The sequence below is a fragment of the Streptomyces sp. NPDC024555 genome (genome assembly GCF_055559335.1).
On the sequence record NZ_JBVHKV010000020.1, the window covers coordinates 87777 to 102787 of the forward strand.

A 15011-nucleotide genomic window follows, 5' to 3' on the forward strand; every position below is an offset into this window, starting at 1 on the left:
GGTCTGCCCAAAAATGGTTGAGCGTGCAATGATCGGCGGCGGCCGAATTCGCCGGCCCCCTGTGCCCACCGGCACAGCCCGCACCCGTACCCGGAAGGCGGTCCGCATGCCCACCCCCACCACCACGTTCCGCACCCTCGCCGCAACGGTGACCATGACCGCCGCGCTGGCCGCCCTCGGCGCCGGCACGGCGGACGCCGCGACCTGGCCGGCACTCCAGCCCGGTGCCTCCCTCTACACGGGCACCAACGGAACCGGCACCGCTCTCCACCCCGACCTCGACGACCTCGGCACCTGCCACACCACGGCGCAGCCCGTCCGCTCGATCCAGATCGCCAACGGCGCGGCGTCCGTGCTCCTCTACGCCGGCGCCGACTGCACCGGCGGCGCCTGGGCCAGCGGCACCCTGGCCCAGAGCAACCTCCCCGAGGCCAAGCGGAGCTACCGCGTCGTGGCGGCCTGGTGACCCGCTGACGCGCAGATCCCGCCCGCGGGCCGGCCGCCGGGACGCGTTCACCCCGACAGCTCGGCCCGCCACTGCCGCGGCCACTGCCCCGAGGGCGGCGGAGCCCCGTTGATGCCGAGGTCCTTCCGCGCGCTCAGATAGAAGCCGTCGCGCGCCGCGCTCGCCAGCTGGTGGGCCCTGGTCCACATCCCCGCGTCGACCGGCCCCTCCCGTATGAGGAGTTCGACCGTCCAGACCGACTCGTGCCAGCGGCGCGCGGCCGCGATGGTGGCCGCGTCGCCGACGAGCAGGACGGACTCCCACTCCGTCGCCCGCTGCGACTCCGCCTCGGCGAGCAGCGGCAGACCCTCCGCCGGCTCCAGCGGATCGGCCACGTCGGAGAAGCCGACCGCGGCACCGATGCGCTGAGCGATGCGCAACTGCGCCTTGAGGGCATTGGCGTACCGGCCGTACGTCTCGAAGCGCTTCTCGTCCCACCGCTCGTCCCGCTGACGCCGCCACTTGCGGCGCTCGGTCAGACTCTGCGTCGCGTACGAGCCGAGAGACCCGACGACCACACCGATCAGTGCGGGCAATTGGTCCGACAGCGCCACGGTTCCCCCTCGGGCGGTCCTCCGGAACCGCAGGCACCGTGCTCCGCGGCCGACAGCCCTCTACCCACCTTCGGTACGGAGTACCGCCGCCCGGCGCCGGGCGGCTGCACGGGCGGCGGTGCGGTCGCGCGGACATCATGCAGAGATTTCTCTGCAGAGATTCCTATGCAGAGGAGTCTCTGCATCTTAGGGTGTCGGTATGTCCGACGAACCCGCACGCACGCCACCGTCCGCCAAGCCCACCCGGCGCCTCGACGCGCGAAGCCTGCGGGGGCTGGCCCACCCGCTGAGGATGAACATCTTCGAACTGCTCAGCCTGGACGGTCCCGCCACCGCCACCCGGCTCGCCGAACGCCTCGGGGAGAACACCGGCACCATCAGCTGGCACCTGCGCCACCTCGCCGAGCACGGCTTCATCGAGGAGGAGACCGGACGGGGAACGAAACGCGAGCGCTGGTGGAAGAGGGTCGACGTCTCGAACGAGCTGAACACCGCCGACTTCCGCGACGATCCCGATACCCGGGGCGCGCTGTCGGTCTACCTCCACGAACTGCTCCAGCACCACTTCAGCCGGGTCGTGAACTACGTCGCCGAGGACTGGGACGACACCTGGCGCAACGCCGGCACCGTCTCGGACTGGAGCGACCTGCGGATGACCCCGCGGCAGCTGGAGGCGCTCAACGCGGAGCTGATGGCCGTCGTCGTCCGTCACACGCCCGCCCCGGACGCCGAGCCCGACCCGGACGCGCTCCCCGTCGTGGTGCAGCTCCAGTCCTTCCCCCGCAGGGAACGTGGCTCCGCATGAGCCACGGACCGCGCGGCGGCCTCCTCCGCCGCCACCGTGACTTCCGTCTGCTGTGGTGCGGTGAGACGGCCGGCAAATTCGGCGCGTCCGTCACCGGGGTGGCGATGCCGCTGGCCGCCGTCTCCACCCTGCACGCCGGCACGTTCGAGGTCGGCCTGCTGAGCGCCGCCGCCTGGGCCCCCTGGCTGATCATCGGCCTCCCGGCCGGCGCCTGGGTGGACCGGCTGCCGCGCAGACCCGTCATGCTCGCCTCCGCCGCGGTCTCCCTCGTCCTCTTCGCCGCCCTCCCGGTCACCGCGTGGTCCGGCCGGCTGAGCATCGGACTGCTGCTCGCCGTCGCGCTGCTGGCGGGCACGGCGGCGGTGTTCTTCCAGACCGCCTACAGCGCCTACCTCCCCAGCATCCTGGAGGCCCGCGACCAGCCCGAAGGCAACGCCAAACTGCACGGCAGCGCCTCCGCCGCGCAGATCGCCGGACTCGGCTCCGGCGGCCTGATCGCCCAGCTGGCGGGCGCGGTGAACGGGATGTTCGCCAACGCCGCCACCTTCCTCGTCTCCCTCCTGTGCCTCGCGGGCATCCGGCACCGCGAGCCGCGCGCCACCGCGGCCGGACGCCGGTCCGCCTCACTGGCCGACGACGTCCGCGAGGGCCTGCGGCTGATCGCCGGCGACCCCTGGTTCCGCACGTTCACCCTCTTCGGAGCCGCCTCCAACCTGGCTCTCATGGGCTACCAGTCGATCCAGGTCGTCTTTCTCGTCCGGACCGTCGGCCTGACGCCCGGGGCGGTCGGCGCACTCGTCGCCGCGACCAGCGCCGGAGGCGTGGCCGGGGCCTGTGCCGCACGCGCGGTCGCGGACCGGATCGGCACGGCGCGGGCCACACTCCTCTTCGAGCTGGTGCTCCCGACGCTCGGCCTGCTCATCCCGCTCACCACCGAAGGCCCCGGCACCCTGCTCTTCGTCGTCGGTGGCTTCAGCGTCGTCGCGGGCGTCGTCGCCGGCAACATCACCAAGGCGAGCTTCCAGCAGCGCTACTGTCCGCCGGACCTCCTCGGCCGCCTCACCGCGAGCACCGCCTTCCTCAGCTACGGAACGATCCCCCTCGGAGCACTGCTCGGCGGTGTGCTCGGCACCACGCTCGGCCTCCGCACCGCCATGGCCGTCACGACGGCGGGGGTGCCGCTCGCCGCGCTGATCCTGTTCTTCTCGCCGGTCCGGCGCGCCCGGGACCTGCCGACGTCACGCCGTGCGGCGGCCGACCCCGTACCTCCGCAGGCCACCGACGGCGAACCGGCCCTGCCCCGTCACTGACCACGCGACCGCACCCGTTCGTCCGCTCCCGGCAGCGGCGGCATAGAGCCCCGAGAGAAGGCGCTCCTACGCTCGCCGGCATGAATTCACCACTGCGCCTGGAGAAGGTCACCCCCCACACCGTCGACGCCGCCTGTGCGATGAAGGTGACGGACGGCCAGGAACACCTGGTCGCACCCGTCGTGCGGTCGCTCGCCGACGCCTATGTGCACGGGGAGGCGGCCTGGCCCCGGCTGGTCTTCCGGGGGAGGGAACTCGTCGGGTTCGTCATGGCGAGCTTCAGCCCGGACAGCCCGGTCGACGCGTTCCGGTGCGGGATATGGCGGCTCAACATCGCCGACGGGGCGCAGGGATCGGGATGCGGCCGGTTCGCGGTCGAGGCCGTGTGCGAGGAGGCCCGGCGGCGGGGACGGGACCGCATCACCGTCCTGTGGCTCCCCGGCGACGACGGTCCGGAGGGGTTCTACCGGCGGCTGGGATTCCGGCCGGTGGGCGCGCTCCAGGGGCAGATCGTGGGGGAGCTGAGGCTCTGACGGCACACCCGGCCGCCGACCCCGGCCGCCGACCCCGGCCGCCGACCCCGGCCGCCGACCCCGGCCGTCGACCCCGGCCCGGGGACGGCGGCCGAGGGCGGTTCAGGCGGCGGCGAGCAGGTCCGTGAGGGCGGTGGTGAGGGCGTCGAGTCCGGTGGTCAATTCGTCGGTGGGGCCGCCGAAGCCGATGCGGACGCGGTCGGGGTGGCCGAAGCAGTCGCCCGGGACGGCGAGGACGCCGCGCTCGGCGGCGAGGTGCTCGCACAGGGCGCGGGTGTCGGTCACCGTCCGGATCGCCGGGAAGGCGGTGACACCGCCGGCGGGCGGCGGGCAGTCGACGAGCCGGGGGTGCTCCCGGGCCCACGCCATGAGCAGCTCGCGGTTCCTGCGCACGGTGCGCAGCCGGGGGGCCAGGACCGTGTCGGCGTGGCGCATCACCCGCGCGGCCAGGAACTCGTTGACGGGGGAGGAGTTGAGCGTGGTGTAGTCGCGCAGCCGGACCATGTCGCGGACGGTGGCGGCCGGGGCCGCGCACCAGCCGATGCGCAGCCCGGGGAGGCCGAAGGCCTTGGAGTAGGTGCCCGTGGACACACAGCGTTCGAGGATCCCGGCGGGGTCGGGCAGCCGCTCGCCGTCGTGGCCCAGCTCGGCCAGCGCCCCGTCCCAGAGGAGATGGGCGGGGTGACCGGCCATCAGGCCGAGGAAGTCGTCGTACGCGGACCGGGTGAGCGTGGCCCCGGTCGGATTGTGCGGGAAGTTGGCGACGACGAGCCGGGTCCGGGGGCCCAGGAGGCGGGCCAGCCGGTCCAGGTCGGGGACGAATCCGTGGTCCGGGGACAGCTCCCACGGCACGGGGCGGGCACCCAGGGCCTCCACCGTGGAGACCAGGGACTGGTAGGCGGGGGCGGGGACGACGACCTCGTCGCCGGGGCGCAACAGCGCCGCCAGGGCGAGGAAGAGGGCTTCGCTGGATCCGTGCGTGACCATGATCCGGTGCCCCGGAAGGGCCGGGTAGCGGTCCCGGATCGCGGAGGTCAGCTCCTCGTGGCCGCAGGAGGGGCTGTCCCGGAACGCGATGGCGTCCAGGTCGGCGGTGGGGATGTCCAGCAGCGCGCGGAGCTGCCCCAGCGTCCAGTTCTCCACACCCGAACTGGAGATGTCCGTGGTGGCGGCGAAGTAGCGGTCGCGGAACCAGTCCTCCAGCAGGGCGGGGGCGATCGCTCCCAGGGCGTTCTTCATCGTCCCACCGTCCGGGTCGTGGAGCTGGAGCGTTCGGGCCGGGTCCGCCGCAGGTCCGCCACCAGGTTGACGCGCTTGAGCCAGCGGTCCGTGCCGTCGTAACGGGGCCGGAAGGGGGAACGGCCGTGGACCACGTTCCGGTTGTCGACGAAGCAGACGTCACCCGGCCGGAGCGGAAGCTCGTACAGATTGGCGTCCAGGTGCGCGATCAGCTCCCGCAGGGCGGCGGCGGCCTCGTCGTCGCCGGGGAGGGCGGAGGTGAAATCGCGGTCGATGCGCAGCACGGGCGCGTCCCAGGGGCCGGTGAGCAGGGCCACCGGGGAGGGCGCGGGGGCCCGGCCGCGCAGGCCGTGCGAGGGGTCGGGTTCGATGACGAAGCGCGGCTGGCGCAGGATGTCGCGCACCCTTCCGTCGACCGCCTCGGGCGCTGGGTAGGAGACCGTGGTGGGGGTGGCGTCGGGATTGCGGAGGCAGTAGAGCCCGATGCGGTCGCCGCGCGAGGGCGAGAAGGCGTCCTCCGTGTGCCAGCCGAGCGCGGCGTGGCTGCTGGAGCTGATCTGGCTGTCCTCCTGCCCGGGGGTGGGCAGGACATCGGTGACGAGCCGTCCGTCCTGCTGCGTGGCCCAGCCGATGACGTCGCCGAGCAGCGCGGCCTCCAGCATCAGCAGGAAGGCGTGGGTACGCGTACGGGGCGTGTCGGTCTCGCTCCAGTGGGCGGGGGTGGGGCCGATCGCGGCATGGTCGACGTGGTGGCCGGAGACCACCACCGCGTGCCCGGTGTCGTCGAGGCGCGCCTGGTTGAGGAAGGACCTCAGACGCCGGGGGAGTTCGTGCGCGATGACATTGACCTCGCGGAGGAAGACCGGGTCGTCGACGGACCGGTGCACGCGGGCCGTGCGCTCCGCGAGGGCGTGGACCGCGGTGGCCTCGCCGTCACGCAGTTCGAGCGTTCTGGTGCGCCCGGGGGCGGGCACGACGGCCTGTGGGGCTTGGGTGAGCATGGGGGCGAGCCTTTCTCGTGTCCGTTCCGGGCCTTCAGGGGGTCTGCGCGGCCGGGTGGCCGCGGAGCACCTCGCCGACCAGGGCGAGGGGGGCCGGGCCCGTCATGTCCTCGTGCGTGCAGTCGACCCGGTGCACGGTGACGGGGCCGCGGAGCAGGCCGTCCCACAGGGCGGGGCTGCGCAGCCCCTGCCAGTCGCTCCGTGTGGCGGTGAACAGGAGGACCGGCCCGTCGAACCGGTGGGGCCGGGCCTGGCGCACGAGGCGGACGTTGCGTTCCGCCGTCGTGGCCAGGGCGGCGATCACGTCCGGGTCCACACCGGTGGCCGGGGCGGTGTCGCCGGACCGCGGGTCGACGCCGAACTCGGCGAGGACGGTGTCGTAGAGGTCGTCGTCCTGTTCGCGGGCCCCGGGGGCCGCGGTGCTGTCCCAGGTGTGGGCCGGGAAGGAGTCCAGCAGGGCCAGGAGTTCGACCTGTTCGCCGGTGCGGCGCAGCCGTACGGCCGTGGCGTGGGCGATGTTGCCGCCCAGGGACCAGCCGAGCAGCCGGTAGGGGCCGTGGGGCTGCACGGCGCGGATCTCGGCGAGGTAGTCGTCGACGAGTTCGTCGAGATCGAGGGGCTGACGGCCGGGCGCGGTGATGCCGCGGGCCTGGAGCGCGTACAGCGGCGTGGCCGGATCGAGGTGGCGGGCGAGCCCCGCGTAGCACCAGCCGAGCCCGGTGACCGGGTGGACGCAGAACAGCGGGGTGTCCGTTCCGGCGGGGCGCAGGGGCAGGAGCACACCGAAGTCGTCGTCGCGGGACTGCCCGAGGGCGAGGCTCTGGGCCAGGCCCCGGGCGGTGGGGTCCTGGAAGAAGCCGCGCAGGGCGAGGTCGGTGCCGAAGTCGGCGCGGATCCGGGCCAGGAGCCGGATGGCGAGCAGGGAGTGGCCGCCCAGGTCGAAGAAGTCGTCGTCCGGACCGACCGCGTCGACACCGAGGACGTCCGCGAGGAGCGCGGCCACCGCCCGCTCCTGGCCGGACGCCGGCTCGGGCGGCGGCGGGGTCCCGGCACGGGCGGCACCCGGCGCGGGAAGGGCGGCGCGGTCGAACTTGCCGTTGACGGTGAGAGGGAGCGCGGGCAGCACCACGAACGCGGAGGGCACCATGTAGTCGGGCAGCACGCCCGCGGCGTGGGCACGCAGTTCGCGCGCGTCGGGCACCGGCACACCGTCGGCCGTGACCAGATAGGCGACGAGCCGCTTGTCGCCGGGCCGGTCCTCGCGTACGACGACGACGCACTGGCCGACGGCGGGATGGCGGGCCAGGCCCGCCTGCACCTCGGCGAGTTCGATGCGGAAGCCGCGGATCTTCACCTGCTGGTCGGTGCGGCCCCGGTATTCGAGGACCCGGTCGCCCGTGGTGCGGACCAGGTCCCCGGTGCGGTAGCAGCGGGAGCCCGGAGGACCGTACGGGGAGGGCACGAACCGTGCGGCGGTGGCGCCGGGGCGGCCGAGGTAGCCGCGGGCCAGCCCGCCCTGGACGTACAGCTCGCCGGTGGCGCCCGGGGCGACGGGACGGGCACCGGCGTCCAGGACGTGGACCGCGAGACCGGGGAGCGGCGCGCCGAGCGGAGGAGTCGGGACGTCCGGGGAGGCGTCCGGTTCGAGACGGTACGTGGTGGTGGTGCAGGTGGCCTCGGTGAGCCCGTACACATGGACGAGCGGAACGCCGAAGCTCCGCCAGGCGGTGACGTGCTGGGGCAGGACGCGCTCGCCGCCCATGGCGACGAAGCGCACGCAGGAGGGAACCCGGCGGCCTTCGCGGGTCAGGGTGGCCACCCACTCCTGCCAGTAGGGGGCGGTCAGTTCGAAGCCGGTCACCCGGTGGCGCTCCACATGGTCGGCGAGGTCGGCGCCGCTCTCCAGCACCGGCGTGCCGGACAGGACCACGGTGCCGCCCGTCACCAGGACCGGCAGGACCTCTTCGAGCAGCACGTCGAACCCGGCCGGGGCGAGCTGGAGGATCCGGTCGTCGGGGCCCAGCCGGAACGCCTCCGCCATGGCGAGCGCGAATCCGGCCAGCTCGCGCTGGGTGAACATCACGCCCTTGGGGCCGCCGGTCGTGCCGGAGGTGTGGAAGACACACGCCAGCTGGCCCGGGTGGACGGTACGCGGAGCGGCGGGCGCACCACCGGGCACACCGGCGTCCACCGGCAGGCGCAGACCGGTGAACACCGGCTCCTCCGCGGTGTCCTGGCCGTCGTCGGACAGCAGGACCCGGGCCCCGGAGGCGTCCAGCACGGCCTGGGTGCGGTCCCGGGGGCTGCGCGGGTCCAGGGGCATGAACGCGGCCCCCGCCTCCAGCACCCCGAGCAGCGCGACCAGCAGATCGGGCGAGGGGGCGAGGCGCAGGGCGACCAGGGACTCCGGCCCCACGCCCGCCGCCCGCAGCCGCCCGGCCAGCGACGAGGAACGGGCGCGCAGTTCGCCGTACGTGAGGACCCTCCCGTCCTGTTCGGCGGCGGGGGCGTACGGGGTGCGCGCCGCGACGGCCGCGACCAGCGAGGCCACCGACCGCCAGGAGGCGGGCCCGTCGCCGTGCGGTTCGGCGAGGGCGTCGTGCAGGTCGGTGAGCCGGGCGGCGAACCGGCGGGCGGTGTCCCGGTTCCACAGGTCGGCGGAGGCGAAGAGAACCCAGCGGCCGTCCTGGGCGAGGAGTCCGAGATCCGCCTCCGCGAGCGGATCCGCGCCGGCCCCGCACGCCACGCCGGCCACGGCCGTTCCGGCGGGCCGGTCTCCGAGCGGGTTCCCCGGGCCGTCCGCGAGGAGGCCGGGCACCGGTTCGCGCAGGGACTGTTCGGCCCGCGCGGTCAGACCGGAGAGGCGTTCGCCCCGGGGCGCCCGGAAGCGGTGCAGCGTCGCGGGCCTGCCGGGGTCCGTCGGGCGGGGGCCGGTGAGCAGGAACGTGTCCGCGCCGGTCAGTTCACTCAGCAGCGCGGTCAGCAGGGCGGTCGCGGCCGGTGCCGGCACACCGTCCGGATGCGGTGCGGCCGGCCAGGGCAGTGGCACCGTCCACCGCCCCGGCCGGAAGGGGTCGAGCGGGGAGCGGTCGGTAGGCAGTTCCAGATGCACGGGCGCGAGGACGGTGGGCATGGAGGCGGCCTCCTTTCCGGGGCGGGTCCGACAGCGGGCGGGGCGGGGCGGTCAGCCGAGGGCGGAGACCAGGGCGGCGAGACGGCGGGCGGTGTCGGCGGACGGACGGCCGGTCCCGTCGTGGCGGAGCGTCAGCGTCCGCCGAGGCCGGGCGGCGGGGAGCACCGCCGGGGTGTCGCCGGGACCGGCGAGGTGGATCCGGTGGACGAGACCGGGCGGGGGCGCGGCGGCCCCGTGCCCGGTGGGGTCGACGGCCACCACCGGCAGCCGCTGTCCGTGGTGGGTGTAGGCCCGCCCGGCGATCCGCAGGGCCTCGGCGGCTCCGCCGCGCAGCCCGGCCAGAACGAACGGACCGGACGGCCCCGACGGTTCGGGGTCCCGGGCTGCGGTCGCCCCGTTCGGTCCGAGGTCCCGGGCTGCACTCGCCCCGTTCGGTCCGAGGTCCCGGGCTGCACTCGCCCCGTTCGGTTCGGGGTTTCGGGCCGTGGTCGCCCCGTACCGTTCGAAGTCCTCGGCCGCGCCCGCCCCGTAGGGTTCGGGGCTCCCGGCCGCGGTCGCCTCGTACCGTTCGTCGCTCCCGGCCGCGCCCGCCCCGTACGTTCCGGCCAGCCAGACGGCCCGTCCGGGTTCGACGGACGCGATCCAGTCACGCAGGTCCCGCTCCTCCTCGGGGCCGTCCGCCAGGAAGACGGCGGCCGGCAGACCGGCGTGGCCCTCCCGCACGAGACGGGTCCGCTCCGGCAGCAGAACCGGGGCCGGTACGGTGCCGGGGCCGGTCGCGGGCGCGGCCGGGGAGGGCCGCCGGGTGGCGGCCAGGCTCCGCAGCAGCGCGCGGTCGACCTTCCCGTTGACGGTGAGCGGGAGTCCGGGCAGGACGGCGTAATCGGCGGGGCGCATCACCTCGGGCAGACAGGCCGAGGCCCGCTCCCGGACCTCGGCGATCAGCCGGGAGGGATCCTGCGCGGACCGGACGCACAGGAAGGCGGTCAGGGCCACGGTCTCCCCCCGGGCGTCGACCGGCACCACACAGGCGGCGGAGAGGCCCGGGTGCCGGGTGAGGACGTGCTCGACCTCGCCGGGCTCGATGCGGTGCCCGCGGATCTTGACCTGAACGTCCCGGCGGCCGTGCAGTTCGATGTCGCCGTCGGGCCGCCGTCGGGCCAGGTCGCCGGTGCGGTAGAGCCGTCCGCCCGGGGCGCGCGGGTCGGGCACGAAACGGGCGGCGGTGGCGGAGGGCCGGCCGAAGTAGCCCCGTGACACGGCTGTGCCGCCCACCCACAGTTCCCCGGTCACTCCTTGCGGGACCTCACCGGTGTCCCCGCCGGCGACGGTCGCGGTCACGCCGGGAAGGGGCGTGCCGGCGGACAGGACCGACGGCTGCGGTCCGGTGGTCAGCGTCCGGGACAGGACGAACATGGTCGTCTCGGTGGGGCCGTAGAGGTGCCGGACCGACGCGGTGCACGCGGTCAGCCGGGCGGCCAGCCGGGGAGCGACGACATCGCCGCCGCACAGCGCGTGCATCAGCGGATCGCCCGCCCAGCGCGCCAGGAACAGCATCTCCCACAGCGCGGGGGTGGCGTGCAGGAACGTGGGGCGCGCGGAGTCCAGGAGCGCGGCCAGACGGCGGCCGTCCGCAGCGGTGCCGGAGTCGGCCAGGACGGTCTCCGCACCCGACACCAGCGGCAGGAAGGTCTCCAGGAAGGCGATGTCGAACGTCCACCCGGTCACCGCCAGCAGCCGGTCGCCGGGGCCGATGCCGGTGTCGGCGGCCGCGGCGGTCAGACAGTGGGCCAGCGAACGGTGCGCGACCGCCACCCCCTTGGGGCTGCCGGTCGATCCGGAGGTGTAGAGGAGATAGGCGAGCTGGTCCGGATGGAGCCGGGGCAGGTCGCCCGCGGGCGGATCCGCGCGCAGCAGCTCCGCGGGCGTGACCACGGGCAGGGCCCCGGCCTGCTCCGGCGCGTGCTCCGCGACCAGGAGCCGGGGAGCGCTGTCGGCCAGCACCCGGCGGGTGCGTTCGGCGGGGTGCGACGGGGAGAGGGGGACCAGGACGCAGCCGGCCCGCCACAGGCCCAGGAACAGGGCGGGGGTGAGCACACCGCGCTCGGCCAGCACGGCCACCCGGTCCTCCGGACGGACGCCGAGGGCGAGCAGACCGGCCGCCACCCGCCGGGCGAGCCCGTCCAGAGCGGCGTAGCCGAGCACGTCGTCCCCCATCCGTACGGCGTGGGCGCCGGGGGCGCGTTCCCCCCAGGCGGCAACCAGGTCCGGCAGGAGCGGCGGGGGCTGCGGGTCAGCGGTGGGCACGGGCGGCTCCTCCCGTCACCCGGACCCGGTCCGGAACCCGGGACCGCCCGGCCGTCCGATCGCCGATCAGCCGGGCGAGACGTTCCAGCCCCTCCTCGACCTGCTCGGGTTCCAGGGCGCTGCACGACAGCCGCAGGGTGCGGTCCCGCACCGGGAGCGTGCCGGGGGCGGACGGATCGACGGCGAAGTACCGCATGGGCGTCCAGATCACTCCGTACTGCTCGGCGGACAGCTCCAGCAGGGCGTCGTCCGCGGCGAACGGCACGGTGAGGGTGAGGAAGAACCCCCCGTCGGGCCGGTTCCAGGACACCCCGCACGCCTCCCGGTGCCCGGCGGGGAAGAGCCGTTCCAGGGTCTCCAGGGCGCGGCGCAGCGCGGCGTGATAGCTGCTCCGGCTGCGGGCGTTGGCGGTGTGGAGGTCATGGCCGGTCCGCAGCAGCAGACCGCCCACCGCGGCCTGGCTGAGCGCGGACGAGTTGACGGTGATCATGCTCTTGACGGCCGCCAGGTCGTCGGCCAGCGGATGGCCGCCGGTGCCGTCGTCCACCCGCTGGTCGGCGACGGCGTAGCCCAGACGGGCGCCGGGGAACGCGGACTTGGCGAAGGTGCCGAGCCGGACGACACGGCGGTCGCGGTCCAGGGCCTTGAGCGTCGGCACGTGGTCGCTCAGGGTGAAGGGCCGGTAGGGGGTGTCCTCCAGGAGGAGCAGATCGTGTTCCGCGGCGGTGTCCAGCAACTGCCGCCGGGTGCCCAGGCCGAGGGTGGTGCCCTGCGGGTTGGCGGCGTCGGGCACCACGTAGCAGGCCACCGGGCGCATGCCCCGGTCCCGTTGGGCCGCGGCCACGGCGGCGACGCGTGCGGCGAGGCCCTCCGGGGGGCCGTCGGGGACGGCGGCCACGTTCAGATCGAGCAGCCGGGCCGCGCCGGTCGCCCCGACGTAGCAGGGCTCGGGGAGCAGCAGGACGTCCCGGGGCGAGGCGAACAGGGCGCGCAGGGTGAGGAACAGGGCCTCCTGGCAGCCGACCGTCACCACCACCGAGTCCGGGTCGACGGTCAGCCCCTCCTCCACGGCGAGCATCCGCGCGATGTGCTCGCGGATGAAACCGGAGCTGGGACCGTACTGGAGGAGGGTGCGCCGCCGGTGCTCCGGGCCGTGCTGCCGTTCGACGTCGTCCAGATAGCGGCGGATGTCGTCGAGGACCTGACCGGTGTCGAGGAGTTCGGTACGGGGACGCCCGGGGGCGAAGGAGACGGCGTCCGGGTGGCGTTGGGTGATCTCGTTCAGGAAGGTCATCGTGCGCAGCACCGGATCGCCCAGGCTGCGGTGGAGGTCCCCCGCGTCGATCACCTTCTCGCCCCCGGAGACCGGGGCCGGAGCCGGGACCGGGACCGGGGCGGAAGCGGAAGCCGGAACTGCGGGGCCCGCCGGCTGCCGGACCGGGCGGTACGGGGGTGCCAGCAGGTCCGGGGTGAGGGCGGCGGCCCGGGGGCGGCCGGACAGGAACAGGGTGTTCTCGAACTCCTCGGAGAGCAGCGTCAGCAGGTCCCGTACGCCTTCCCGTCCGCCCACGGCCAGCGCTTCGAGGACCGGGCGGCCCACCAGGACGGCGTCCGCGCCCAGGGCGAGCGCGGCGGCGACGTCCCGTCCCCGGCGGACGCCGCCGTCGAGGAGCACCGGGAACCGGCCGGCCGCCGCGTCGACGACCTCGGGCAGGACGTCGAGCGTGGCGGGCGCCCCGTCGAGCTGCCGGCCGCCGTGGTTGGAGACCACGATCGCGTCGGCGCCGTGACGGGCCGCCAGTTCGGTGTCCTCGGCGGTCAGTACGCCCTTGACGACGAGCGGCAGCACGGTCAGCCGGCGCAGCTCCCGCAGCAGCGACCAGTCGGCCCCGGGGCGGAACGCGGTCAGGGCGTGCCCGGCGGGGTCGGAGGTGTCCGGGCTCCCCGGCAGATTGGCCGGGCGGATGTGCGGGGGCACCCGGAAGCCGTTGGCCAGGTCCCGGTGACGGCGGCCCAGCCGGGGCGCGTCCACGGTGACGACCAGGGCGTCGCACCCCGCCGACTCCGCGCGGCGCACCAGCGCCTCGGTGTCTCGGGGGTCGCGCAGCGGATACAGCTGGAACCACAGGGGCGCGGCGGTCAGCGCGCGCAGTTCCTCCAGGGCCGCCCCGGCCAGGCTGCTGACGACGACCGGCAGCCCGAGCGAGGCCGCGCCGGAGACGACGGCGCTCTCGCCCGCCTCGTGGAACAGGGCGTGGTGGGCCGTGGGGGCCACCCCGACGGGGACCGGCCAGCTCTGCCCGAGCACCGTCACCGAGGTGTCGCAGACGGTGGTTCCGGTGAGCATCCGGGGGCGCAGACGGACCCGGTGGAACGCCTCGGTGTTGCTCCGCAGCGTCTCCTCCTCGTCCGCCCCGCCTTCGAGGAAGTCCCAGACGTCGGCCGGAAGGACCGCGCGGGCGGCCTCGCGGTACCCGGCCGCGGTCCTGGGCCGCACGGCGGCCGGGGGCGGTGCCCCGGCCGGGGAGGGTGCGGCCGCGGGCTGCGTCGCGCTGGTCACCGGCTCTCCGCCAGGGCCGGCTGGGCGCGCAGGACGGCCTCGTACAGGGCCCGGATGTTGCCGCCGCCGAAACCGCGGGCCTGCTCGCGCTGGATCAGCTCGTAGAACAGACCGCCGTCGCGGTGCGGGGAGCGGGTGAAGATCTGCAGGAGGTGGCCCCATTCGTCCTGGTCGATCAGGACGTGCGTGGAGCGGAGGTCCTCGATCAGCGCCTCGGGCGCGGCCTTCTGTTCGGCGATGCGGTCGTAATAGGGGTCCGGTGTGGTCAGGAAGTGGGTGCCGCGGCCGGTGAAGGAGCGGACCGAGGCGACCACGTCGTCCACGAGGAACGCCAGGTGCTGGACGCCGGGACCGCCGTTCGCCGTGAGGAACGCGTCGATCTGGCCGGCGGCCCGCGAGGTGTCGGGCTGGAGCAGCGTGAACGTGACGGCGCCCGCCGGATCGCGGACCACCACGGACTCCATGGCCTGGTCACCGACCTCGATGTACTCGGAGAAGAACCGCTCCAGGCCGAACGCCCGGTCGTAGAAGTCGGCGGTGGTCCGGATGGTCCCCGCGTCGAGGCAGACCGCCACATGGTCCAGGGCCCGCACCCTGCCGCGTTCCCCGTCCGACGGGAGAGCGGTCCAGACACCGGGCGGCATGGCGCCGGCGGCGGAGGCCACCAGGGTGTGGCGCACGCAGCCGAACCCGCCGACCCGGGCGAAACCGCCCGAGCGGGACGGCGGGAACAGCGACGTCGCACCGGCCGCGACCGCGCGCCGGTGCGCGGCCGTCACATCGGCGCAGCCGAAGGCGATGTCCGCGACCCCCTCGCCGTGACGGGCCAGATGGGCGGCGACATGGTCCGCGGGATGGCTGGGGGAGGTGATCACCAGCCGGGCCGACCCGCTGGTGAGCAGGGTCGACGTACGGGCGGCGCGGCCAGGCTCGGCGAAGGCGGCCGCAGTGGGCGTGAAGTCCATCGCGGAGGTGAAGTAGGCAACGGTTTCTGCGTGGTCCTGGACGTACAGCTCGGCATAGGCGATCGAGTCGACGCTCATCTCAGCTCCTGGAACGTCAGC

General features: G+C 74.8%; 11 protein-coding genes. 4 read left to right on the top strand and 7 right to left on the bottom strand.

Annotation, left to right across the window (positions count from 1 at the left end):
• Positions 1–106 precede the first annotated feature (106 nt).
• A complete protein-coding gene (locus tag ACZ4FH_RS29735; RefSeq protein WP_467308751.1) occupies positions 107–466 on the top strand; it encodes a hypothetical protein in 360 nt (119 codons plus the stop codon).
• Positions 467–513: 47 nt separating this feature from the next.
• On the opposite strand, the gene ACZ4FH_RS29740 is transcribed toward ACZ4FH_RS29735, so the two are convergent.
• On the bottom strand, positions 514–1059 hold the full coding sequence (locus tag ACZ4FH_RS29740) for a hypothetical protein (RefSeq protein WP_467308752.1): 546 nt from the start codon (positions 1057–1059) through the stop codon (positions 514–516).
• A 199-nt stretch (positions 1060–1258) separates the two neighbouring features.
• Between ACZ4FH_RS29740 and ACZ4FH_RS29745 the strand changes: the two genes are divergently transcribed.
• The 3 genes from ACZ4FH_RS29745 (at position 1259) to ACZ4FH_RS29755 (ending at position 3707) form a co-directional block, all read left to right on the top strand.
• The gene (locus ACZ4FH_RS29745) at positions 1259–1864 is read left to right on the top strand and encodes an ArsR/SmtB family transcription factor (protein ID WP_467308753.1); all 606 of its coding nucleotides are present in this window, start codon (positions 1259–1261) and stop codon (positions 1862–1864) included.
• Positions 1861–3174 (top strand): MFS transporter, encoded by a 1314-nt coding sequence (locus ACZ4FH_RS29750; RefSeq protein ID WP_467308754.1) that lies wholly within the window; start codon positions 1861–1863, stop codon positions 3172–3174. The genes ACZ4FH_RS29745 and ACZ4FH_RS29750 overlap by 4 nt, the downstream gene beginning before the upstream one ends.
• Positions 3175–3254: 80 nt before the next feature.
• On the top strand, positions 3255–3707 hold the full coding sequence (locus ACZ4FH_RS29755) for a GNAT family N-acetyltransferase (RefSeq protein WP_467308756.1): 453 nt from the start codon (positions 3255–3257) through the stop codon (positions 3705–3707).
• Positions 3708–3809: 102 nt separating this feature from the next.
• Here ACZ4FH_RS29755 and vioD read toward each other — a convergent pair whose 3' ends face one another.
• From vioD to hppD, 6 genes are read right to left on the bottom strand one after another with little or no spacing between them, the layout of a single operon-like run.
• The gene (gene vioD, locus ACZ4FH_RS29760; protein ID WP_467308757.1) at positions 3810–4946 is read right to left on the bottom strand and encodes a capreomycidine synthase; all 1137 of its coding nucleotides are present in this window, start codon (positions 4944–4946) and stop codon (positions 3810–3812) included.
• The gene (gntD, locus tag ACZ4FH_RS29765) at positions 4943–5947 is read right to left on the bottom strand and encodes a guanitoxin biosynthesis L-enduracididine beta-hydroxylase GntD (RefSeq protein ID WP_467308759.1); all 1005 of its coding nucleotides are present in this window, start codon (positions 5945–5947) and stop codon (positions 4943–4945) included. The genes vioD and gntD overlap by 4 nt, the downstream gene beginning before the upstream one ends.
• A 34-nt stretch (positions 5948–5981) precedes the next feature.
• Positions 5982–9080 carry an amino acid adenylation domain-containing protein gene (locus tag ACZ4FH_RS29770; protein ID WP_467308761.1) on the bottom strand — a complete coding sequence of 1033 codons (3099 nt, stop codon included), beginning with the start codon at positions 9078–9080 and terminating at the stop codon, positions 5982–5984.
• Positions 9081–9131: 51 nt separating this feature from the next.
• Positions 9132–11387 (bottom strand): amino acid adenylation domain-containing protein, encoded by a 2256-nt coding sequence (locus tag ACZ4FH_RS29775; protein ID WP_467308762.1) that lies wholly within the window; start codon positions 11385–11387, stop codon positions 9132–9134.
• Positions 11374–13947, bottom strand: coding sequence for an aminotransferase class I/II-fold pyridoxal phosphate-dependent enzyme (locus tag ACZ4FH_RS29780; RefSeq protein WP_467308764.1), 2574 nt, complete (start codon positions 13945–13947; stop codon positions 11374–11376). Before ACZ4FH_RS29780 ends, ACZ4FH_RS29775 begins: the two co-directional genes overlap by 14 nt.
• Positions 13944–14990: a 4-hydroxyphenylpyruvate dioxygenase gene (gene hppD / locus ACZ4FH_RS29785; protein ID WP_467308766.1), complete on the bottom strand. Its 1047-nt coding sequence runs from the start codon at positions 14988–14990 to the stop codon at positions 13944–13946. The genes ACZ4FH_RS29780 and hppD overlap by 4 nt, the downstream gene beginning before the upstream one ends.
• Between the last annotated feature and the right edge of the window lie 21 nt (positions 14991–15011).